This window comes from Lysobacter yananisis (genome assembly GCF_031199375.1).
Classification (GTDB): domain Bacteria; phylum Pseudomonadota; class Gammaproteobacteria; order Xanthomonadales; family Xanthomonadaceae; genus Lysobacter; species Lysobacter yananisis.
On record NZ_CP133568.1, the window covers coordinates 2942109 to 2964947 of the forward strand.

General features: G+C 71.1%; 17 protein-coding genes and 1 riboswitch. Of the genes, 13 read left to right on the forward strand and 4 right to left on the reverse strand.

The features are described from left to right. Nucleotides 1-4 precede the first annotated feature (4 nt). The 4 genes from RDV84_RS12475 (at nt 5) to clpB (ending at nt 6345) form a co-directional block, all read left to right on the forward strand. Nucleotides 5-721 carry a DUF4166 domain-containing protein gene (locus tag RDV84_RS12475; RefSeq protein ID WP_309153569.1) on the forward strand — a complete coding sequence of 239 codons (717 nt, stop codon included), beginning with the start codon at nt 5-7 and terminating at the stop codon, nt 719-721. 537 nt (nt 722-1258) lie between these two features. Then, nucleotides 1259-2869, forward strand: a complete 1611-nt coding sequence (locus tag RDV84_RS12480) for a SulP family inorganic anion transporter (RefSeq protein ID WP_309153570.1) — start codon at nt 1259-1261, stop codon at nt 2867-2869. A 52-nt stretch (nt 2870-2921) separates the two neighbouring features. Next, on the forward strand, nt 2922-3452 hold the full coding sequence (gene gloA, locus RDV84_RS12485) for a lactoylglutathione lyase (RefSeq protein ID WP_078998148.1): 531 nt from the start codon (nt 2922-2924) through the stop codon (nt 3450-3452). 307 nt (nt 3453-3759) lie between these two features. Continuing rightward, complete coding sequence (clpB, locus tag RDV84_RS12490; protein WP_309153571.1) at nt 3760-6345, forward strand: ATP-dependent chaperone ClpB; 2586 nt, start codon at nt 3760-3762, stop codon at nt 6343-6345. Here clpB and RDV84_RS12495 read toward each other — a convergent pair. The 4 genes from RDV84_RS12495 to RDV84_RS12505 all read right to left on the reverse strand — a co-directional run bounded on the left by RDV84_RS12495 (nt 6269) and on the right by RDV84_RS12505 (nt 12941). Continuing rightward, the gene (locus tag RDV84_RS12495) at nt 6269-7897 is read right to left on the reverse strand and encodes a hypothetical protein (protein WP_309153572.1); all 1629 of its coding nucleotides are present in this window, start codon (nt 7895-7897) and stop codon (nt 6269-6271) included. The genes clpB and RDV84_RS12495 overlap by 77 nt on opposite strands. A gap of 231 nt (nt 7898-8128) precedes the next feature. Then, nucleotides 8129-10165: an amidohydrolase family protein gene (locus tag RDV84_RS12500; protein WP_309153573.1), complete on the reverse strand. Its 2037-nt coding sequence runs from the start codon at nt 10163-10165 to the stop codon at nt 8129-8131. Between the two features lie 193 nt (nt 10166-10358). Then, a complete protein-coding gene (locus RDV84_RS26355) occupies nt 10359-10439 on the reverse strand; it encodes a DUF6053 domain-containing protein (RefSeq protein WP_425606400.1) in 81 nt (26 codons plus the stop codon). 105 nt (nt 10440-10544) lie between these two features. Then, a complete protein-coding gene (locus tag RDV84_RS12505; protein ID WP_309153574.1) occupies nt 10545-12941 on the reverse strand; it encodes a TonB-dependent receptor plug domain-containing protein in 2397 nt (798 codons plus the stop codon). A 350-nt stretch (nt 12942-13291) separates the two neighbouring features. Then, a riboswitch (cobalamin riboswitch) is annotated at nt 13292-13546 on the forward strand. Nucleotides 13547-13664: 118 nt separating this feature from the next. Between RDV84_RS12505 and btuB the strand changes: the two genes are divergently transcribed. The 9 genes from btuB to cobU all read left to right on the forward strand — a co-directional run bounded on the left by btuB (nt 13665) and on the right by cobU (nt 22825). Then, nucleotides 13665-15551 (forward strand): TonB-dependent vitamin B12 receptor, encoded by a 1887-nt coding sequence (gene btuB / locus RDV84_RS12510; protein WP_309153575.1) that lies wholly within the window; start codon nt 13665-13667, stop codon nt 15549-15551. A gap of 50 nt (nt 15552-15601) precedes the next feature. Next, the gene (locus RDV84_RS12515) at nt 15602-16249 is read left to right on the forward strand and encodes a hypothetical protein (RefSeq protein WP_250449304.1); all 648 of its coding nucleotides are present in this window, start codon (nt 15602-15604) and stop codon (nt 16247-16249) included. Between the two features lie 22 nt (nt 16250-16271). Further along, complete coding sequence (locus RDV84_RS12520; RefSeq protein WP_425606399.1) at nt 16272-16871, forward strand: hypothetical protein; 600 nt, start codon at nt 16272-16274, stop codon at nt 16869-16871. Then, entirely contained in the window at nt 16868-17500 is a 633-nt protein-coding gene (cobO, locus tag RDV84_RS12525) for a cob(I)yrinic acid a,c-diamide adenosyltransferase (protein ID WP_250449305.1), read from the forward strand. Before RDV84_RS12520 ends, cobO begins: the two co-directional genes overlap by 4 nt. Nucleotides 17501-17565: 65 nt before the next feature. Beyond that, on the forward strand, nt 17566-18882 hold the full coding sequence (locus tag RDV84_RS12530; RefSeq protein ID WP_309153576.1) for a cobyrinic acid a,c-diamide synthase CobB: 1317 nt from the start codon (nt 17566-17568) through the stop codon (nt 18880-18882). After that, nucleotides 18879-19817, forward strand: coding sequence for an adenosylcobinamide-phosphate synthase CbiB (gene cbiB / locus RDV84_RS12535; RefSeq protein ID WP_309153577.1), 939 nt, complete (start codon nt 18879-18881; stop codon nt 19815-19817). Before RDV84_RS12530 ends, cbiB begins: the two co-directional genes overlap by 4 nt. Next, entirely contained in the window at nt 19810-20802 is a 993-nt protein-coding gene (cobD, locus tag RDV84_RS12540; protein WP_309153578.1) for a threonine-phosphate decarboxylase CobD, read from the forward strand. The genes cbiB and cobD overlap by 8 nt, the downstream gene beginning before the upstream one ends. After that, on the forward strand, nt 20799-22319 hold the full coding sequence (locus tag RDV84_RS12545) for a cobyric acid synthase (RefSeq protein ID WP_309153579.1): 1521 nt from the start codon (nt 20799-20801) through the stop codon (nt 22317-22319). Before cobD ends, RDV84_RS12545 begins: the two co-directional genes overlap by 4 nt. Then, nucleotides 22307-22825: a bifunctional adenosylcobinamide kinase/adenosylcobinamide-phosphate guanylyltransferase gene (gene cobU / locus RDV84_RS12550; protein ID WP_309153580.1), complete on the forward strand. Its 519-nt coding sequence runs from the start codon at nt 22307-22309 to the stop codon at nt 22823-22825. Before RDV84_RS12545 ends, cobU begins: the two co-directional genes overlap by 13 nt. The last annotated feature ends 14 nt before the right edge of the window (nt 22826-22839 follow it).

Here is a 22839-nt window from a genome sequence, read left to right on the forward strand (position 1 = left end):
AGCCATGACCAACCCTTCGCGCGACGCGTCGCGGCTCGGCGCGCGCGAGGGCCTGTACCCGCGCGTGCTCGGCGTGCGCTTCGTATTGTTGCCGCGCACGCTGCGGCTGATGCACGGACGCAGCGGCCGGCAGACCTATCGCGGCGAGGCCAAGGTCGAGCGCGGCAGCGGCCTGTGGTCGCGACTGTTCGCGCGCATCGTCCGTCTGCCCGCGGCGTATGCCGGTCCGATCGAGGTCGAAGTCGTGGCCGGCCCGCGCGGCGAGACCTGGACCCGGCGTTTCGGCAAGTCCAGGATGCGCTCGCGCCTGGCCGGGCGCGACGGACTGGTGCTGGAACGCCTGGGCCCGATGCGCTTCGCGTTCGCCCTGGAGCCGGTCGGCGAGGCGCCCGAGGCGGCGCTGGCGCGCACGGTGTCGGCGCACACCGGCGATTCGATCACGGTCTCGTCGGCGGCGCTGCCGGCGGCGGCGATGGGCGCGCCGACGAGCTACGGCATCGCCGGACAGGCGGACGAGGACGGCATCGGCAACGAACCCGGCCTGGTCTGGCGCCTGGTGCGGGTGCGCGCCTTCGGCCTGCCGCTGCCGGCGGGCTGGTTCGCGCGCGTGCAGGCGCGCGAGTTCGAGCGCGAGGGGCGCTATCACTTCGAGGTGGATGCGCAGCTGCCGGGCGTGGGCTTGCTGGTGCGCTATCGCGGCTGGCTCGACGTCGGCGAGTGAGCGGGGTATGGGATGCGGGGTGCGGATGCGAGATGCGTGGTGGACCGCGTATTCCTCCCCGTATTCCCCCGATCCGTCATTCCGGCGAACGCCGGAATCCATTTCGACGTTGCTCTTGGCCTTCGACCGTTGCCCGCGCAGGAGCAAGATCAAGATGGATTCCGGCGTTCGCCGGAATGACCGGGTAGGTGGTTTCGGCGGGGCTGCGTCGCTCCGGTCGGCTTTTGCCGGAATGACGGGGCAGGTGCGGGGCTTCGGGATGGGTGCGGCGGGGCTGCGCGACTTCGGTTGGCATAAGCCGATAACCCATCCATCGCCGCGAAAACGCCCCGGCGCCTTCGATTGCCGGCACACTCACGGTTGCGAACGGATCGCAGGCTTGGCCGGCACGGATGCGTCCCTTCCGCGTTGCCTTTTGCGAGTACTGCCGATGCGTTTCAAACGCCTTGTTTCGATAGGGTTTCGTCCTGGTCTTGCGGACGTGGCCGCGTTGAGTCGTTGGTCGAGGACTGGCTGGGTGGACGGGGGACGCGGACGGTGAACGTCGAATCGAGAAAGTCGCAGCGCTCGTGGATCGTCGCCGGCGACCTCAACGGCTTCTTCGGCCTGGTCGTCGACAACCTGTCGATCCTCGGCTTCATCGCCGCGGCCCTGATCGGCATCTTCGGCTTCCCGGCCGAGGTCATCTACACCCGCATGTTCCCCGGCACCGCGTTCGGCGTGTTGGTCGGCAATCTGATCTACACCGCGATGGCGCGGCGCCTGGCCGCGCGCAGCGGACGCGACGATGTCACCGCGATGCCGCTCGGCCTGGACGCGCCGACCAGCATCGGCATGGCCCTGCTGGTGCTCGGCCCGGCCTTCGTCGGCTTCAAGCAGGCCGGCCTGGACGAGGCCGCCGCGGCCGACGCGACCTGGAAGCTCGGCATGGCCTCGCTGGTGGTGATGGGCGCGCTGAAGTTCGCGCTGTCCTTCGCCGGCGACGCGGTGACGCGGATGATCCCGCGCGCCGGCCTGCTCGGTTCGATCGCCGGCACCGCGCTGGTGCTGATGGGTTTCCTGCCGCTGATCGAGACGCTGCGTTCGCCGCTGGTCGGGTTCATGACCCTGGGTTTGCTGCTGTACGTGCTGGTGGCGAAGGGCAGGCTGCCGGTGAAGCTGCCGGGGGTGTTCGTCGCGTTCGTGTTCGGCACTGCGCTGTTCTACGGTTTCGGCGCGCTCGGCCTGGGCGCGCCTGGCTTCCATTGGCCGACCCCGCAGCCGCTGCAGCTCGTGCTGCCGCTGCCGACCCTGGGCTTCATCGAAGGCCTGCCGCACACCGTGCCGTTCCTGCCGCTGCTGCTGCCGTTCGGCCTGCTGATGATCGTTGGCGGCATCAACGTCAGCGAAAGCGCGCGCGCGGCCGGCGACGATTACCGCACCCGCGACATTTTGCTGGCCGAGGCGTTCTCGACCTTGGTCGCCGGCTTCGTCGGCGGCGTCGCCCAGACCACGCCGTACATCGGCCAGCCCGCGTACAAGCACATGGGCGCGCGCAGCGGCTACACCCTGCTGACCGGCTTGTTCATCGGCCTGGGCGGCATCCTCGGCATCGTCTCGGGGCTGGTGCAGTGGCTGCCGCTGGCGGTGCTGGCGCCGATCATCGTCTACGTCGCGCTCGACATCACCACCCAGGCGTTCCAGGCCACCCCGGCCAAGCACGCCACCGCGATGGTGTTCGGCTTCCTGCCGCCGATCGCCTACATGCTGTCGATCAAGACCGGCAACCCGGCCTGGATCGATCCGGCCCGCCACGCCGAGCTGACCGGCGCGCTCGACGGCCACGGCCTGCCGGAACTGGCGGTGATCGTGACCCTGGGCAACGGCTTCATCATGACCTCGATGATCTGGACCTCGGCGGTCGCGGCGATGGTCGACGGCCGCCTGCGCCGCGCCGCGGCGTTCCTGCTCGGCGGCGCCGCGCTGGCGCTGTTCGGGATCATCCATTCGGTCGATCCGCGCGGCGGCGTGTACCTGCCGTGGGCGCTGGAGGGGCTGCAGAAGGTCATCGCCTGGCAGTTCATCGGCGCCTACCTGGGGCTGGCGGCCTTGCTGATCCTGCTGTCCTTGCAGCGCGACCCGGTCGCGCCGCCGCCGCCGCAGGCTTGAGAGCGGCCGCGCGCGGCCCCAGATTTTCTTTTCCCTCACACCGGCCCACGCCATGTCCCTGCAGAACGAACTCAACGCCGTGCCCGGCGTGACCGCGCAACCCGAGGCCGCGACCCGCGACTTCGTGTTCAACCACACCATGCTGCGGATCAAGGACCCGGCCGCCTCGCTGGATTTCTACACCCGCGTGCTCGGCTTCACCCTGGTGCGCAAGCGCGACTTCATTGATGCCAAGTTCAGCCTGTACTTCCTGGTGCTGGTCAACGACCCTTCGCAGATTCCGGCCGAGGAACCGGCGCGCGGGCAGTGGCTGCTGAGCCAGCGCGGCGTGCTCGAACTGACCCACAACCACGGCACCGAGAACGACGCGGACTTCGCCTACCACCACGGCAACAGCGACCCGCGCGGCTTCGGCCACATCTGCGTGTCGGTGCCGGACGTGGAAGCGGCCTGCGCGCGCTTCGAGCAGCTTGGCGTGGCGTTCCAGAAGCGGCTCACCGACGGGCGGATGAAGGACATCGCCTTCATCAAGGACCCGGACGGCTACTGGGTCGAGATCCTGCAGCCGACCTCGCGGGTGTGAAGCGGCGGGACCGGGGACCTGGGACCCGGGACCCGTAGAGCAAGCCTTTGCGGTTGCTGTTGCCGGTCCCCGTCCCGGCTTGAGGCATCCGCCAATGGGGCGAAATCTTGCAGCCGACATCGCGGGTTTGAAGCGGCGGGACCGGGGATCCGTAAAGCAAGCAGTTGCTGATGCCGGTCCCGGGTCCCTGGTCCCCGGTCCCCGGTCCCGGCTTGAAACACCCGCCAAAGTCCGCATTAACAGCTCATTCGCGGCCCGTTCGGCAGACTCGCGCGGCAGCCGCCACCTACCTTTCGGAGAACCCTCCATGCGGATGGACAAGCTGACCTCGCGCTTCCAGCAGGCTTTGCAGGACGCGCAGTCGCTGGCGGTCGGGCGCGACCACAGCGTGATCGAACCGGCGCACCTGCTGACCGCCTTGCTCGACCAGAGCGGCGGCAGCACCCGGCCGTTGCTGGCCCAGTCCGGCGTCAACGTGCCGCTGCTGCGCGAGCGCCTCGGCGAGGCGCTGGAAAAGCTGCCCAAGGTCAGCGGCCAGGCCGGCAACGTGTCGCTCGGCAACGATCTGGCGCGGCTGCTCAACGTCACCGACAAACTGGCGCAGCAGCGCAACGACGCGTTCATCGCCAGCGAACTGTTCCTGCTCGCCGCGCTCGACGACGGCGGCGACGCCGGCCGCGCGCTCAAGGCCGCGGGCGCGACCAAGGCCAAGCTCGAGCCGGCCATCGACAAACTGCGCGGAGGCGAGAGCGTGCAATCGGAAAACGCCGAAGACCAGCGCCAGGCGCTGGAAAAATACTGCATCGACCTGACCGCGCGCGCCGAGAACGGCAAGCTCGATCCGGTGGTCGGCCGCGACGAGGAGATCCGCCGCACCATCCAGGTGCTGCAGCGCCGGACCAAGAACAACCCGGTGCTGATCGGCGAGCCCGGCGTCGGCAAGACCGCGATCGTCGAAGGCCTGGCCCAGCGCATCGTCAACAACGAGGTGCCCGAGGGCCTGCGCGGCAAGCGCGTGCTCTCGCTCGACATGGGCGCGCTGATCGCCGGCGCCAAGTTCCGCGGCGAGTTCGAGGAGCGGCTCAAGGCCGTGCTCAACGACCTGTCCAAGAACGAAGGCCAGGTGATCCTGTTCATCGACGAACTGCACACCATGGTCGGCGCCGGCAAGGCCGAGGGCGCGATGGACGCGGGCAACATGCTGAAGCCCGCGCTGGCGCGCGGCGAGCTGCACTGCATCGGCGCGACCACGCTCGACGAATACCGCAAATACGTGGAGAAGGACGCCGCGTTGGAGCGCCGCTTCCAGAAAGTGTTCGTCGGCGAGCCGACGGTCGAGGACACCATCGCGATCCTGCGCGGGCTCAAGGAGCGCTACGCGGTGCACCACGGCGTGGAGATCACCGATCCGGCCATCGTCGCGGCGGCGACCTTGTCGCACCGCTACATCGCCGACCGTCAGCTGCCCGACAAGGCCATCGACCTGATGGACGAGGCGGCCTCGCGCATCCGCATGGAGATCGATTCGAAGCCTGAGGAACTCGACCGCAAGGAGCGCCGGCTGATCCAGCTCAAGATCCAGCGCGAGGCGTTGAAGAAGGAGAAGGACGCCGAGTCCAAGCAGCGTCTGGCCGACCTGGAAGCCGAGATCGCCACGCTCGAACGCGACTTCAACGACCTGGAAGAGGTGTGGAAGGCCGAGAAGGCGACCTTGCAGGGCGCGACCAGGATCAAGGAGCAGATCGAGCAGGCCAAGCTCGACCTGGAAGCCGCGCAGCGCACCCAGGACTTCGGCCGCATGAGCGAGATCCAGTACGGCAAGCTGCCGGAGCTGGAGAAGCAGCTCAAGGCCGCGCAGGAAGCCGAGACCCAGGGCTTCAAGCTGCTGCAGGACAAGGTCACCGCCGAGGAGATCGCCGAGGTCGTGGCGCGCTGGACCGGCATCCCGGTGGCGAAGATGCTCGAAGGCGAGCGCGACAAGCTGCTGAAGATGGAGCAGGCCCTGCACGCGCGCGTGGTCGGCCAGGACGAGGCGGTGCGGGTGGTGTCCGACGCGGTGCGGCGTTCGCGCGCCGGCCTGTCCGATCCTAATCGCCCCAGCGGTTCGTTCCTGTTCCTCGGCCCGACCGGCGTGGGCAAGACCGAGCTGTGCAAGGCGCTGGCCGAATTCCTGTTCGACTCGTCCGACGCGATGATCCGCATCGACATGAGCGAGTTCATGGAGAAGCACGCGGTCAGCCGTCTGGTCGGCGCGCCTCCGGGCTATGTCGGCTATGAAGAGGGCGGCTACCTCACCGAAGCGGTGCGGCGCCGTCCGTACAGCGTGATCCTGCTCGACGAAGTCGAGAAGGCGCATCCGGACGTGTTCAACATCCTGCTGCAGGTGCTCGACGACGGTCGCCTGACCGACGGCCAGGGCCGCACCGTGGATTTCCGCAACACGGTGATCGTGATGACCTCGAACCTGGGCTCGCAGATGATCCAGGAGCTCAGCAACGACAACACGCCGGAGGCCTACACCCAGATGAAGGCGGCGGTGATGGGTGTGGTCCAGACCCACTTCCGTCCGGAGTTCATCAACCGCCTCGACGACATCGTGGTGTTCCATCCGCTGGAAAAGAGCCAGATCCGCGAGATCGCCAAGATCCAGCTGCACGGTCTGGAGAAGCGCCTGGCCGAGCGCGGCTTGAAGCTGTCGTTGAGCGAGGCGGCGCTGACGTTGATCGGCAACGTCGGTTTCGACCCGGTCTACGGCGCGCGGCCGCTGAAGCGCGCGGTCCAGCAGCAGATCGAGAATCCGCTCGCGCAGAAGATCCTCAGCGGCGAGTTCGTCGGCGGGGACACGATCCAGGTCGATGCCGCGGGCGGGCATCTGGTGTTCGCCAAGGGCTGAGGCACTCCGGTTGTGAGGCAAACGAAAACGGCCCGCGATGCGGGCCGTTTTTTTGGCATCGGCGCGATCGCGCCCGAAGTATCAAAGCAGCGGTGCGACCTGCAGCAGCGCCCAGACCGCGCCGGGCAGGTACAGCAGCGCGGCGATCGCCAGCGGCCGGGCGCGCAGCAACGGGCGGCGCGGCGCACAGCGACAGTCCCGCGCAGAGGATCGACAGCGCGGGCAGCGCGAACAACGCCCAATCCAGCGCGTAGACCGCGATCTCGCCGCGCGCGTCGCGCAGGTGCTGGCGCAGCGGCAGGGGATCGGTGCGGCGCAGGTCGCGGTCGAGATGGATGGATTCGCCGCTGCTGTCGACCAGCCACCATCCGCCGGCGTCGTCGGACGCGAACATGCGGCTGGCCAGGCCCTGCGGCCATCGCGCCACGGCCGGCAAGGCCGCCATCGCCTCGATCGTGGGCCGCCGCGCATCGGTGACATGGACGCGGTCGCGCTCGTCGGTGTACCAGGTGAGCGTGCGCGCGCCGGCCCGCTCGGTGATCGCGCGCAGCGAAGGTTCGGCCCATTGCGCGCGCCGCTGCGGCGCGACATCGACGACGAAGCGTTCCTGGCGCACCGTCCGCATGCCGTCCCAGGGCGCCGGCGCGGCCAGCGTGGGCTTGCCGTCGGCGCCGATCGCGGGCGTGTCGCCGCGGCCGAGCGAGAGGCCGATCGGCGAACGCAGCCGGCCCTGCGCGACCAGGTCGAGGTCGAGATCTTCGAGCGTGCGTCCGGGGAAGGCCGGCGCGACCGGTTCGCCGCCTTCGGCATGCGCGCGGCCGGCGTACTCGAACACCCAGCGCGCGCCGGCGCGGTAGGCGATCGGTGGAGTCGGGCAGTCCGCGCCGCAGGCCCGGACCGCGATGCGTTCCTGCCTGCCTGCATCGTCGAATCCGACCACCTTGACCGGCCCGCGCAGGCCGTGAGGGTCTTGCCCGGTCAGCGGCACCAGCGCGAGTTCGAGCCGGTCGCCGACCCAGGCCGCGGCGAGGTAACGGACGCGGCCGAGTTTTTCCGGTGCGCGCGCCCAGCCGTCGGCGCCGGCGATGCCGACGAAGGCGTCGCCCTCGACGGCCCGCTGGAACACCAAGGCCAGCCGCCGCCCGGGCCCGGGCGACAGGCCCAGGGTCAGCGGCGCTTCGCCGCCGTCCGCCAGCGGCCAGCGCAGCGTGGCCGTTCGCCGCCGCGGATCGAGGAAGGCCCAGCCGCTGCCCAGCGCCGGGTCGTGGCAGGGAACGATCGCGCCGCCGTTCCACAGCGCCATGTCGAGTTGGACGTCGGCCAGCCGGCAGCCGCGGAAAGGATAGCCGCCGGCATCGGCCGGTGCAGGCGGCGAACCGTCGGCCCGCTGCCAGCGCATCGGCTGCGGGCCGGTGACCGGTGCGCTGGCGAGGACCAGCGCCCAGGCGACGGCGGCCAGGGCGAACGCCGCGAAGAGCAGGGCGGCGACGGCCGGGGCGAATGCGCGAGGGCGCGTCGCGGCGGGGTCCGCAGTTCGGGGCGTGGGGTTCATGGCAGCCTTCCGGTCGCGTGGATCGCGCGGTGCGTCTCATTGGACATCGCGCGCAAGCCTGCCGCGACGGACATGGGCCCGGCAACGCCGGCCAGTGCGGCGTCGCCGCCGGGCCGTCGCGGCGGTGCCTGTTTTACCGCCCGATCCGGGCGATTTCGCGCCACCGCGCCGCGCCGCCCCACCGGCAAAGCAACGGCGCGCGCCGCCGCCGTCCCGGCGCAGGACTCGGCATCAGCGCGCGCCGGCCGCCGCCTTGCGCGGCACGATCCCCAGCGCCTGCTCGATCTCGCCCGGATCGAAGCGCTTGCCGCCCTTGAACACCGCATCGACCTTGCGGATGTCGCGCATGTCCTTGAGCGGGTCGCCGTCGATCAGGACCAGGTCGGCGTACTTGCCCGGCGCGACCGCGCCGCGGTCCTTGTCCACGCCCAGCACCTGCGCCGGCGTGAGCGTCGCCAGGCGCAGCACTTCGGCGTTGGGGATGCCGGCGCGCGCATACGCTTCCAGTTCGGCGTGCAGCATGTAGCCGGCCATCGCGTCGGTGCCGGGCAGGATGGTCACGCCGGCGTCGTGCAGCGCCTTGAGCAGCTTGAGCATGCTCGGGAACGCCTGCTGGTAGGCCTCTTCCTTGCCGTGCGGCGGCTTCAGCGCGCCCCAGCTGAGGTTGCGCCGCGCCTGCGGCGGCAGACGTTCGGCGACGCCGCGCAGGCCCGGCGGGGTCTTGTCGGTGGGATCGCCGCCGAACAGGTCCTCGCCCAGCGCCATGGTCGGGTCGAGCACGGTGCGGTGGCGCTTGAGGAAGTCGATGAACTCGCGCACCTTCGGCGCTTCGGGCGGGTACTCGTGGGCGTGTTCGGCGACCGCGGTCAGCCGCTTCATGCCCTGGGTGTCCTCGACCTTGGGGTACATGAAGTTCAGCTCGACGTAGATCATGTGCTGCAGTTCGTCGGCGCCGCCCTCGATGAACTGGCGCGCCGACATCGTCGCCGGCACGTGGCCGCTGTAGCGCAGGCCGCGGGCGTGGGCGCGGTCGGCGATCACCGGCACCAGTTCGGGCTTCAGCGAGGAATAGCTCTTGATCTGCATGTAGCCGCGGTCGGCGTAGAAATCCACCGCCTTGACCGCTTCCTCGGGCGTGGACACCAGCATCTTGGTCGGGCCGGCGTAGGGGCCGGGGCCGTCGATGAAGCCGGCCTTGAGCACGCGCGGGCCGATCTCGCTGCCGGCGTCGAAGCGTTCGACGCGTTGCAGGAAGGTGTCGAAGTTGTTGGCGATGTCGCGCGCGCTGGTGACGCCGGCGGCGATGTCGAGCGCGCCGTCCTCGGTGCTGCTGTAGTGCTTGTGCACGTCCCACAGGCCGGGCATCAGGAAGCGGCCGCGCGCGTCGATCGTTTCCGCGCCGCGCGGCGCGCGCACCTGCGCGTCGGGGCCGACCCGGACGATGCGTTCGTTCTCGATCAGCACGCTGGTGCCGGCCTCGACGCTGAGGTCGCGCGGATCGAACAGGCGCGCGTTGCGGATCAGCAGCGGGCCCTTGGGCGCATGGGTGAGGCGCTGGGCGAAATCGGCGCCCCAGCGCGCGCCGGCGGCTTCCTGCAGCTCGGTCAGTTTCGCCACCGCCGGTTCGAACTCGCGGTCGACGGTGACGAACCAGCCCGAGGCGGCGATGGTCGCGGCGGTGCGGCCGTCCTCGCGCAGCCAGACCATGCGCGGGGTGAAGTCGAGCCCGAGGATGCTGTAGAGCTGCAGCGTGACCGTGCCGTCGCGGCCGGCGATGGGGTGTTCGCCGACGCGTTCGATCCGCGCCTCGCCGGCCGGCAACAGCTCGAGCGTGCGCTGCGGCGCCTTGAGCAGGGCGCGGGCGAGCGCGCCGGTGGCTTCCGGGGCGGCCTGCAGCGGCAGGAAGAACGCCGGCGCGGTCAGCGCGCGCTCGCCGCTTTCGCTCGGGTTCTTCCAGCGCGCGCTGCCCGATTCGGCCCGGTAGCTTTCCTCGAACGGGGTCAGCAGGTAGTCGTTGCCGCGGCCGCTGTACTCGCGCAGGGTGCCGTCGTCGTTGAGGCGCCAGCCGGTGCTGCTGCGGTCGCCGCGGCCGCGGTCGGTGTAGTGGAACTCGACCCGGACCGAGCCGTCGTCGGCGGTGGTCACTTTCTGTTCGCCGGCGCTGCGGCCTTGCATCAGCACGGCGTAGTCGCGGGTGGCGGGCGCGGCATGCGCGCTCAGCGCGGCGGCGAGGGCGAGGGACAGCGACAGCAGGGCGATCGGGCGCATCGAAGGGCTCCGGGGTGGCGTGCTGGTGGCAGGACGGTACCGATGCGGTATAGCCGATCTGCGCGGCGCGAGGATGTGCCGGCAGTGGGGACTCGCGTGCCGACGGGTGGTCGCCGGCTTTGTCGGAAGGTCTTGTGGGAAGGCTCTTGTGGGAAATCTCTGTGGGAGGGCCTTCAGGCCCGATGCTTTTATCTCAGGTCGCGGCGACCTGACCGGAAAGCATCGGGCCTGAAGGTCCTCCCACAAAAGCATGAAGGCCATCCCACAAGAGCATGCAGCCCTTCCCACAAAAGCAGCATGCAGGCCCTCCCGCAAAAGCGCGAAGGCCCGGGACTGGGCCCGGGCCTTCATGCGCTCAGGTTTCAGCGCGCCGAGCGCCTCACCACTTGTAACCCACCTTCAAGTACGCGAACGCGCCGTTGAACCCGAACGGCGAGGCGGTGTTGTACGGCAGGTAGTTGCGGGTGCCGCGCACCAGCTTGGACTCGTCGGGGTATTCGTTGAGCACGTTGTCGCCGCCGACGGTGAAGTCCCAGCGGTCCAGGCGGTAGGTCGCGGCCAGGTCCAGGGTCCACTTGGCACTGAAGGTCTGGTCCTGCAACGGGTCGCTCGCGTGCAGTTCGGTGAACTCGCCGTAGCGGGTGGCGGTGGCGGTGAGGTTCCAGTTGCCGCTCTTCCAGTCGCCGGCGAGGAAGAACTTGTCGCGCGGCGCGCCCTTGGTGATGCGGCCGATCTCGGTGCGGCCGATGCGCACCGCGGCCGGGTCGATCGCCGCCAGCCGCGGCGGGTTCGGCGCGATGTTCTCGATCTCGGTCTTGGAATAGTTGTAGCCGGCGGTGGTGCTGAGCTTGCCGTTGCCGACGTCCCAGCCGTAGGTCGCGATCAGGTCCACGCCCTGGGTCTTGGTGTCGACCGCGTTGGTGAAATAGCGGCCGCCGCCGATGCCGGGATAGCCGTTGGCCTGCAGGTAGTTGCGCACCGCGGTGCTGGTCAGGTTCTCCGACAGCAGGATGCGGTCGTCGACCTTGATCTGGTACGCGTCGAGGGTGATGTACAGGCCGTCGGCCGGCTGCAGCACCAGGCCCAGGCTGTAGTTGGTCGATTCCTCTGCCTTCAGCGGTTCCGAACCCAACGCCACCGCGGCCGGGTTGTCGACGCGGAAGGTGCCGATCTCGTACGGCACGCCGCTGATGAAGTTGGTGGCGATGGACTGGAAGTACTGCTGCTGCAGCGACGGCGCGCGGAAGCCGGTGGACACGGTGGCGCGCAGCGCGACCGCGTCGGTGAAGGCGTAGCGCGCCGACAGCTTGCCCGAGGTGGTGTCGCCGAAGTCGCTGTAGCTCTCGTAGCGCGCGGCCAGGCCGGCGGAGAACTTGTCGGTCAGGTCGCCTTCCACGTCGAGATAGAACGAATAGCTGTGGCGGTCGAACTCGCCGGCGTCGCTGGCGCGGAAGCCCGAGAACACCTGCGCGCCCGGCAGCACCTGGCCGTTGGACGCGGGCACGCCGCCGTTGGCGTAGGACAGGAACTCGCCGGCGCGCTGGCTGAATTCCTCGCCGCGCCATTCCGCGCCCCAGGCGAAGGTGATCGGGTACTTCCAGCCGAAGTCCACCGGGCGGGTGAAGTCCAGGTTCAACACGTGCTGGGTCACTTCCAGCGCGCCGGCGTAGAACTTGGTCGGCGAACTCGGGCCCAGGCTGCGGTTGAGCGTGTTCTCGATGTCGAAGGTCAGGCCGTTGTGGCCGTAGTTGTAACTCAGGTCGATCTGGGTGCCGCCGGCGGTTTCGCTGCGCACGCCGAACACCGCGGCGCGGTCCTTGCTGACGTTGTGGATCTGCGGCAGGAAACCGTTGGGATAGATCGAGGGGATGTTGCGCGGATCGGCGGCGAAGCGGAAATAGCCGTTCGACAGCACGTCGCGTTCGCTGTAGCTGCCGAAGGAATAGAACGACAGGTAGTCCACCGGCTTGAATTCGCCGTTGTAGGAGAACGCGCCGTGGTCGATCTCCGGATCGCCGTAGCGCTGTTCGACCACGCCCTGGAACGGCCGCGCGCGGTTGGTGTTGTCCTGGTGGCCGCCTTGCGCGGCCAGGCGCAGCCAGCCGCGCTCGCCTTCCAGGCCGAGGTCGCCGGAGAGCTGGTACTGCTCGCCGTCGCCGGCGCTGTACTGGCCGTAGCGCGCGGCGATCGAGCCGCCGCTGCCGGAACCCTTCAGCACCACGTTGACCACGCCGGCGATGGCGTCGGAGCCGTACTGCGCGGACGCGCCGTCGCGCAGCACTTCCACTCGCTCGATCGAGGCGATCGGGATCGCGTTGAGGTCCACCGGCGAAGAGCCGCGGCCCTGGCTGCCGTTGAGGTTGATCAGCGCGGTGGTGTGGCGGCGCTTGCCGTTGACCAGCACCAGCACCTGATCGGGCGCGAGGCCGCGCAACTGCGCCGGGCGCACCGCGTCGGTGCCGTCGGTGATCGCCGGGCGCGGGAAGTTCAGCGAGGGCAGGGCGCGCGACAGCGCGGTCGCCAGCTCGACCGTGCCGGTGGCTTCCAGGGTCTCGGGGGTGATGATGTCGATCGGCGCGGTCGACTCGGCGACGGTGCGGTCGGACACGCGCGTGCCGGTGACGATGACCTGGTCGAGGGTCTTGGCGTCGGCCTGGGCGGGTTGCTGGGCCAGGACGGCGGGGGCGGCGGTCAGGCTCAAGGCGATGGCCAAGCCGAGGGCGAGCGGGTGGCGGACGCGGAGACCGGGGCGGGCGAGCGTGCGGCTGGCGTGCATGAAGACTCCTGCATGGGGGACTGACAGCGATGTCATCCGGGTTTAACACGGTCATAACAACCCGGTCAATGAAGCGGCCAGGAACCGGCTAACGCAAGTAATCAAAAAGTGGTAGGCGCCTCGTTTTCGGCGCTGCGCCGCGGATCGCGGGCAAAAAGAACCGCCGGTCGCATATGCGCGGCGAGCCGGCGGCCGGAAAACGAACAAGGATCGGGGGTGTGGCGCGGGGCCCGATCGCACGCAGGCCCGCCGCCAGCATGGCCGCGGATGCGGCGACGATTGAATAGGACCGGTCCGAAACAGGGCCGCGTGCTGGCGGTGCCGTTCGCTCGCCCGGGCGTCGCGACTGTTAAGATGCGCGCGCTCAAGGTGATCGCCGGCACAGTCCGGCGATTGAAACGGGAATCCGGTCGCGCCGCGGGTCTGTTCGCCAGAACGGTCCGCGCGCTCAAGCCGGAGCTGCCCCCGCAACGGTAGGCGAGTCCACGCACCGCAACGGCCACTGTGCTTCATGCATGGGAAGGCGCGGCGCCGGAACCTCGGACAAGGACGCTCGACAGGTTCCACTCGCAAGCCCGGAGACCGGCCTGGAGCGCGAACCGACCGGCGGCGGGCCTGGTGGCGGAGCGAGCGCGCCTGTGCGTGTCCTTCCGCGCTGTTTTCGCGCCGGTCCCGACCCTTGTCGGCCGCGCGGGAGAGCGCGGCCCTGGAGACCCGCAGGCCATGCAGCACCGCTTCGTCCGTTCCCCGCGCCGCGCGCTCGCGCCGGCCCTGGCCATCGCCCTGTCCGCCGCGGCCGCCACCGCCCCTGCCGCGCCGGCGGTCGATCTCGACCAGGTCGTGGTCACCGCCACCCGCACCGCGCAGACCCAGGACGCGACCCTGGCCGCGGTCACCGTGATCGACCGCGCCGACATCGAGCGCCTGCAGCCTTCGTCGCTGCCGGACCTGTTGCGCGGCACGCCGGGCGCGTCGCTGGCCAACAACGGCGGGCCGGGCAAAAGCACCTCGCTGTTCCTGCGCGGCAGCGAATCCGATCACGTGCTGGTGCTGGTCGACGGGATCAAGCTCGGTTCGGCCACCAGCGGCGGCGCCTCGCTGCAGGACATCCCGGTCGAGCAGATCGAGCGCGTGGAGATCGTGCGCGGCCCGTTCTCCAGCCTGTACGGCTCGGAAGCCATCGGCGGCGTGATCCAGATCTTCACCCGCCGCCCGCAGGGGCCGTTCGCGCCGAGCTTCAGCGTCGGCATCGGCAGCAACAAGACCCATCGCGCGTCCGCCGGCGTGGCCGGAAAGGGCGAGCGCGGCTGGTATTCGATCAACGCCGCGCACGAGGACACCGACGGCATCGACGCCTGCCGCGGCAAGCCGTCGCCGGGCGGCGCCGGCTGCTTCACCTATTCGCCCGATCGCGACGGCTACCGCAATTCGTCGCTGACCCTGCAGGGCGGCTACCGCTTCAACGAGCAGTGGGACGGCGAGGCGCGGGTGTTTCGAGCCGAGGGTTACAACGAATACGACGGCAGCCAGAACAACCAGGCCGACACCGTCCAGCAGGTCGCCGGCGCGAAGCTGCGCTACCGCCCGAGCGACCGCCTCGCGTTGAGCCTCAACGCCGGCCGCAGCTGGGACCTCAGCGAGCAATACAAGGACGGCAAGTACTCCAGCACCTTCGACACCCGCCGCCAGCTCGGCTCGCTGCAGGGCGACCTCGGCCTCGGCGGCGGCCTGCTGAGCCTGGGCTTCGACTGGCAGCGCGACGAAGTCGAAAGCAACACCGCCTACAAGCGCGACGCGCGCGTGCTGCGCGGCGCGTTCGGCCAGTACCAGCGCGAGTTCGGCGCGCACGCGCTGCAGGCCAGCCTGCGCCGCGACGACGACAGCCAGTTCGGCGGCGAAACCACCGGCAGCGTGCTGTGGGGCTGGAACTTCGCCGACGCGCTGCGGCTGACCGCGAGCTACGGCACCGCGTTCAAGGCGCCGACCTTCAACGAGCTGTATTACCCGGGGTACGGCAATCCGGACCTGGGCCCGGAAACCTCGCGCAGCTTCGAACTGGGCCTGCGCGGCACCTTCGGCGAGGGCGGCCGCCAGGTGTGGTCGCTCAACGCCTACCAGACCCGGATCGACGATCTGATCGCCTACGACGCCTCCATCGGCCTGCCCGGCAACGTCGACCGCGCCCGCATCCGCGGCCTGGAAGCGGCGCTGGACACGCGCGTGGCCGGCTGGGACCTGCGCGCCAGCGCGACCTGGCTGGACCCGCGCAACGACAGCCGCGGCGGCTACCGCGACAACATCCTGCCGCGGCGCGTGCGGCAGAGCGCGCGCATCGACCTGGACCGCCGCTTCGAACTCGACCGCGGCGACGCGTTCTCGCTCGGCGCCAGCGTCTACGCCGCCGGCCAGCGCTACGACGACCTCGCCAACAAGCGCGAACTCGGCGGCTACGCCCTGGCCGACCTGCGCCTGGGCTACGCGCTGGGCACGGACTGGAGCGTGCAGCTGGCGGCCAACAACCTGTTCGACAAGCGCTACGAAACCGCGGCCTTCTACAATCAGCCCGGACGCACCTACCTGCTGAGCCTGCGCTACCGTCCCAACCGCTGAACCCGCCCGCGCCGGCCGCGCGCGCGGCCGGCCCCGACCGAGAGACGACGATGATCTCCACGACCCAGTCCCAGCCGAACCGCCCGGCCCCGCGCCGGCACGAACTGCGGCCGCTGCTCGCGGGCCCCGCGCAACTGGCGATCCTGGCCGTGCTGCTGACGCTGATGGCCGCGACCCGTTTCCACGCGGTCGGCAGCGCGCTGCACCTGCCGGACGCATCGATGGCGGTGTTCTTCCTCGGCGGCCTGTACCTGCAGCGCCACCGGCTGTTCGCCGGGCTGCTGGTGGCGGCGGTGGCGATCGACTACATCGCCGTGACCGGGCGCGGGCTGAGCTTCTTCGATCACTACTGCGTGACGCCGTCGTACGCGTTCCTGCTGCTGGCGTATGCGGTGCTGTGGTACCTGGGCCGGGCCTGGGCGCCGTCGATGGCGGCGCGGCCGCGCGCGCTGGCCGGCGCGCTGGCGGTGGCGCTGGTCGCCGCCAGCGCCTCGTTCCTGATTTCCAACGGCGCGTTCTACTGGTTCGGCGGCCGTTACGCCGATCCGAACTTCGCCCAGTACATCGAGCGGGTCTGGCGCTGGGGCCCGTTGTTCGTCGGCACCACGATGGCCTATGTCGGCGCGGCGTTGCTGGCGCATGCGCTGGTCGCGCGTTTCGCCCGTCCGCGCGGCGCCGCATCCGGCCCGCGCCACTGAGAAGGAGAGCGTCATGAGCTTGTTGCTTCCGCCGAGCCAGGCCGCGCTGCCGCTGCGCGCGCGCAACGGCCAGATCGCCGCCGCGCTGGCCTTGGCCGCGCTGATGGTGTGCACCCGCGGCCAGCACTTCGCCACCGTCGATGCGCTGCCGAGCGCGTCGTGGGCGGTGTTCTTCCTCGCCGGCGCGCTGCTGCGCCCGGCCTGGTTGTTCCCTGCGTTTTTCGTGTTGTCGTCGTTGCTGGACCTGGCCAGCCTGGCGCTGGGCCGGGTCACCGACTGGTGCCTGTCGCCGGCGTACTGGGCGCTGGCGCTGGCCTACGGTGCGTTGTGGTGGGGCGGGCGGATCTATGCGCGCATGCACCGCGACCGCCTGGCCACGGTGCCGATGTTGGCGCTGACCCTGCTGGCGACCTCGGTGGTGGCCTACCTGATCTCCAAGGGCGGCTTCTATTTCCTGTCCGGCCGCTATCCGGACGCGAGCTGGGCCGGGTTCGTGGAGCGCATCCCGCGCTACTACCCGCGCGCGCTCGGCACCCTGGCCGGCTACGTCGGCGCCGGCTTCGCCGTCTACGCCGCGGCGCGGCTGATCGAATCGCGCCAGCGCGCCGGAGCGGCGGCATGAGCGAGGACAACGGCGACCGCGCCGGCTTCGCCGCGGCCAGCGAGGACAAGCACCGCGAGCGCATGCAGCGCAAGAAAGAATTGATCGACCGCAAGGTCGCGCGCGCCACCATCGAGCGCGGCGTGCTGGTGGTCAACACCGGCAACGGCAAGGGCAAGAGCTCCTCGGGCTTCGGCATGCTCGCGCGCTCGCTCGGCCACGGCTTCAAGTGCGGCGTGGTGCAGTTCATCAAGGGCAGCTTCGCCACCGGCGAGGAAGCCTTCTTCCGCCGCTTCGAAGAGCTCGACTACCACGTGATGGGCGAGGGCTTCACCTGGGAAACCCAGGACAAGCAGCGCGACATCGCCGCCGCGCAGGCGGCGTGGGCGGTGGCCGCGCGCATGCTCGGCGACGAGGCCTACGACTTCGTCCTGCTCGACGAACTCAACATCGCCCTCGCGCACCGCTACGTCGCGGTCGACGACGTGCTGGCCGCGGTCGCCGCGCGCCCGCCGCGCCAGCACGTGGTGATCACCGGCCGCGGCGCGCCCGATGCGCTGATCGAGGCCGCCGACACGGTCACCGACATGCGCGTGGTCAAGCATGCGTTCAAGGCCGGGATCAAGGCGCAGAAGGGGGTCGAGTTGTGAGCGTTGCGGGACCGGGGACCCGGGACAGGGGACCCGTAAAGTCCGGAGCCGAGCTTGGAATCGACTTGGCAGATCCCGGGTCCCGGGTCCCCGGTCCCGGCCACTGCCCAGCCCTGCTGGTCTCCGCCCCCGCTTCCGGCCAGGGCAAGACCAGCGTCACCGCCGCGTTGGCGCGCTGGCATTCGCGCCAGGGGCGGCGGGTGCGGGTGTTCAAGACCGGGCCGGACTTCCTCGATCCGATGGTGCTGGAACGCGCCAGCGGCGCGCCGGCGCAGCAGCTGGATCTGTGGATGTGCGGCGAGGACGACGTGCGCGCGCGCCTGCATGCGGCCGCGGGCGAGGCCGATCTGATCCTGATCGAGGGCGTGATGGGGCTGTTCGACGGATCGCCGTCGAGCGCCGATCTGGCCGAGCGCATCGGCCTGCCGGTGCTTACGGTGATCGACGGCTCGGCGATGGCGCAGACCTTCGGCGCGCTCGCGCTCGGGCTGGCGCGTTACCGCGAGGGGCTGCGGGTGTACGGCGTCGCGGCCAACCGCATCGGCAGCGCGTATCACGCGCAGTTGCTGCGCGAGAGCCTGCCCGGCGAATTGCGCTGGCTCGGCGCGTTGCCGCGCGATCCGGCGCTGGCGCTGCCGGAGCGGCATCTGGGCCTGGTCGCGGCGGGCGAACTGAGCGATATTGACGCGCGCCTGGACGCGCTGGCCGATGCCTGGGCCGCGCACGCCGACGCCGAGTTGCCGCCGGCGGTCGCCTTCGAGCCCGCGCAGGCGCCTGCGGTGCCGCCGCGCCTGCGCGGCCGCCGCATCGCGGTCGCGCGCGACGCGGCGTTCTGCTTCCTGTATCCGGCCAACCTGGAACTGCTGCGCGCGGCCGGCGCCGAGTTGGCGTTCTTCTCGCCGGTGGCGGGCGAGACGCTGCCCGAGTGCGACGCGGCGTGGCTGCCGGGCGGCTATCCGGAACTGCACCTGGACGCGCTCGCGGCCAACGCCGCGTTGCGCGACGCGCTGCATGCGCACGTCGCGGCCGGCAAGCCGCTGCTGGCCGAGTGCGGCGGGCTGCTGTACTGCCTGGACGAACTGACCGACCGCGACGGCCGCGGCGCGGCGATGGCCGGCCTGCTGCGCGGCCACGCGCGCATCGGCACGCGTCTGGCCGCGCTCGGCCTGCAGTCGGTGGCGTTGCCGGAAGGCGAACTGCGCGGCCACACCTTCCACTACGCCCAGGCCGAGGTCGCCGCGCAGGCCATCGCGATGTCGGCCAACCCCAACGGCGGCCCGAGCCGCGAAGCGGTGTACCGGCGCGACCGCATGAGCGCGAGCTTCGTGCACTTCTACTTTCCCTCGAACCCGGACGCGGCCGTGCGGCTGTTCCAGGCATGAGCGCGCAGGCGCTGGCGTGGACGATGCTCGGCGGCGTGTTGCTCGACGCCGCGCTGGGCGAGCCGCGCCGGGCCCATCCGCTGGTCGCCTTCGGCCGCCTGGCGCGCGCGCTGGAAACCGCGCTGCACGCCGACAGCCGCGCGCGCGGGCTGGCCGCGTGGACGCTGGCGACGCTGCCGCTGACCGCCGCCGCCGGCTGGCTACATTGCGCGCTGTGGCAATGGTCGGCGTGGACCGGCGGCGCGTTCGCCGCGCTGGCGCTGTACTTCGCCATCGGCCTGCGCAGCCTGCGCGAGCATGCCGTGCCGGTGGCCGATGCGCTGGACGCCGGCCGCTTGGAAGACGCGCGCGCCGCGGTCGGCCGCATCGTAAGCCGCGACGCGCACGCGCTCGACGCCGAACGCGTCGCCGCCGCGGCCACCGAGTCGGTGCTGGAGAACGGCAGCGACGCGGTGTTCGCCGCGTTGTTCTGGTTCGCCCTGCTCGGGCCCGCCGGCGCCGTGCTGTACCGGCTGAGCAACACCCTCGACGCGATGTGGGGCTACCGCAGCGAGCGCTACGAGCGCTTCGGCTGGGCCGCCGCGCGCATCGACGACGCGCTGAACTGGGTGCCCGCGCGGCTGACCGCGCTGACCTATGCCGCGCTCGGCGACGGCGCGCGCGCGCTGCGTTGCTGGCGCGCGCAGGCGCCGCGGTGGGACAGCCCCAACGCCGGCCCGGTGATGGCCGCCGGCGCCGGCGCGCTGGGCGTGCGCCTGGGCGGCGACGCGCCGTATCGCGGCGTGTGGGAATCGCGCCCGCAGTTGGGCGAGGGCGCGACGCCCGATGCCGGTTCGATCCGCCGCGCGCTGGCGCTGGTCGAGCGCGGCACCGCGCTGTGGCTGCTGGCGGTGGCCGTAGCCGCGTTCGCTCTGGCGGGGTGGCGGCATGCTTGAACACGGCGGCCGCCTGCTGCGCGCCGCGCAGCGTTACGGCATCCCCGCGGCGGACTGGCTCGATCTGTCGACCGGCATCAACCCGCAGGCCTGGCCGGTGCCGGAGATTCCCGCGCGCGCCTGGCAGCGTTTGCCCGAGGACGACGACGGCCTGGCCGAGATCGCCGCCGCGTATTACGGCGCGCCACAGACGCTGCCGGTGGCCGGTTCGCAGGCGGCGATCCAGGCCTTGCCGGAACTGCGTTCGCCCGCGCGCGTCGGCGTGATCGCGCCCGGCTACGCCGAACATGCGCATGCCTGGCGGCGTGCCGGCCACGCGGTCGAAACGCTGCCGGCGCATGAGTTGCTGGCGCAGCGCGGGCGCCTGGACGCGGTCGTGCTGATCCATCCCAACAACCCCGGCGGCGAGCGCTTCGAACGCGAGGCCTTGCTCGCGCTGCACCAGGATCTCGCCGCCCGCGGCGGCTGGCTGCTGATCGACGAAGCGTTCATGGACGCCACTCCCGAACGCAGCCTGTGCGGCGAGAGCGCGCGCGACGGCTTGATCGTGCTGCGCTCGGCCGGCAAGTTCTTCGGCCTGGCCGGCGCGCGCGCCGGCTTCGTCTGCGCCGCGCCGGCGCTGCTGGCGGCGCTGCGCGAGCGGCTCGGCCCGTGGACCCTGACCGGCCCGGCGCGCCACGTCCTGCGCCACGCGCTGGCCGACCGCGACTGGCAGCGACGCATGCGCGCGCAGCTGCAGACGCAAGCCGAGCGCCTGGCCGCGATGCTGCGCGCGCACGGCCTCGCGCCCAGCGGCGGCAGCGCGTTCTTCCAGTGGCGGCGCGATCCGCGCGCCGAGCAACTGCACGAAGCGCTGGCGCGACGCGCGATCCTCACCCGCCTGTTCGAACAACCCGCCAGCCTGCGCTTCGGCCTGCCCGGCGGCGAAGACGAATGGCGGCGGCTCGAAACCGCCCTGGCCGAACTCGGAGACTGCTTGCGATGAGCGAATCGTGCGGACCCGCGCGCGTGTTGATGGTGCAAGGCTGCACCTCCGACGCCGGCAAGAGCGCGCTGGTCGCGGCGCTGTGCCGCTGGCTGCGCCGGCGCGGCGTCGCGGTGGCGCCGTTCAAGCCGCAGAACATGGCGCTGAACTCGGCGGTGACCGCCGACGGCGGCGAGATCGGCCGCGCCCAGGCGGTGCAGGCGCAGGCCGCCGGGCTGGCGCCGCACACCGACTTCAACCCGATCCTGCTCAAGCCCAGCAGCGACACCGGCGCGCAGGTGATCGTGCACGGCCGCGCCGTCGCCCAGCTCGACGCGCGCGCCTACCACGACTACAAACGCGTGGCGATGGACGCGGTGCTGGCCTCGCACGCGCGCCTGTGCGAACGCTACGCGGCGGTGGTGGTGGAGGGCGCGGGCAGCCCGGCCGAGATCAACTTGCGCGACCGCGACATCGCCAACATGGGTTATGCCGAAGCGGTCGACTGCCCGGTGATCCTGATCGCCGACATCGACCGCGGCGGCGTATTCGCGCATCTGGTCGGGACCCTGGCGCTGCTGTCGGACAGCGAACGCGCGCGGGTCGCGGGTTTCGTGATCAACCGCTTCCGCGGCGACATCGGATTGCTGCAATCCGGGCTGGATTGGCTCGAACGCGAGACCGGCAAGCCGGTGCTCGGCGTGCTGCCCTACCTGCACGGCCTGCATCTGGAAGCCGAGGACGCGCTGCCGCGCGCGGCCGACGCCAAAGCCGGCGCGCGCCTGCGCGTGGCGGTGCCGGCGTTGCCGCGGATCAGCAACCACACCGACTTCGACGCGCTGCGCGCGCATCCGCAGGTGGACTGCCGCTTCGTCGGCCCGGGCGCCGCGCCGCCGCCGTGCGACCTGATCGTGCTGCCGGGCTCCAAGGCCACCCGCGCCGACCTGGCGTGGCTGCGCCGCAACGGCTGGGCCGAGGCGATCGCCCGCCACCTGCGCTACGGCGGCCGGGTGATCGGCATCTGCGGCGGCTTGCAGATGCTCGGCCGCGCGGTGCACGACCCGCACGGCATCGAGGGCGAGGCCGGTTCCAGCGACGGTCTGGGCTGGCTCGATCTCGACACCACGTTGCAGCCGTACAAGCAGCTGCGCAACGCCAAGGGCCGGTTGAGCTTCGCCGACGCGGTCGCGGAAGGCTACGAAATCCATTGCGGCGTCAGCGCCGGCGCGGGCTTGCAACGGCCGGCGTTGCGCCTGGACGACGGCCGCGACGACGGCTCGATCAGCGCCGACGGGCAAGTGCTCGGCACCTACCTGCACGGCGTGTTCGATCATCCGCAGGCGCTGGCCGCGCTGCTGGGCTGGGCCGGGCTCGAACAGGCCGAGCCGCTCGACCTGCGCGGCTTGCGCGAACATTCCATCGACCGTCTCGCCGATGCGGTCGAGCGGCATCTGGATACCGCCGCACTGGCCCGGCTGTTCGGCCTGGGCGCGGACCGCGACACGCAACCACGCGAGGAGAGCGCATGCGCACCCTGATTCTCGGCGGCGCGCGCTCGGGCAAGAGCGCGCTGGCCGAACGCCTGGCCGGCGCCCACGCCGACGTCGTCTACCTGGCCACCGCGCAGCCGCTGGACGGCGAGATGGACGCGCGCATCGCCCACCACCGCGCGCGCCGGCCGGCGGCCTGGGGTTGCGTGGAAGAGCCGATCGCGCTGGCCGATGCGCTGCGCGCGCACGCCGCGCCGCAGCGCTGCGTGCTGGTGGACTGCCTGACCCTGTGGCTGAGCAACCTGCTCGGCGCCAACGATCCCTCGCTGTTCCATCGCGAACGCGCCGCCCTGCTCGACGCCGTGCCCGCGTTGCCGGGCACGGTGCTGTTCGTCAGCAACGAAGTCGGCCTCGGCGTGGTGCCGATGGGCGAGTTGAGCCGGCGCTTCGTCGACGAGGCCGGGCGCCTGCATCAGGCGCTCGGCGAGGTCTGCGAGCGGGTGGCGTTCGTGGCGGCCGGCCTGCCGCTGGTGTTGAAGGGGCCGGCGTTGTGAGCGGCGGTGATCGG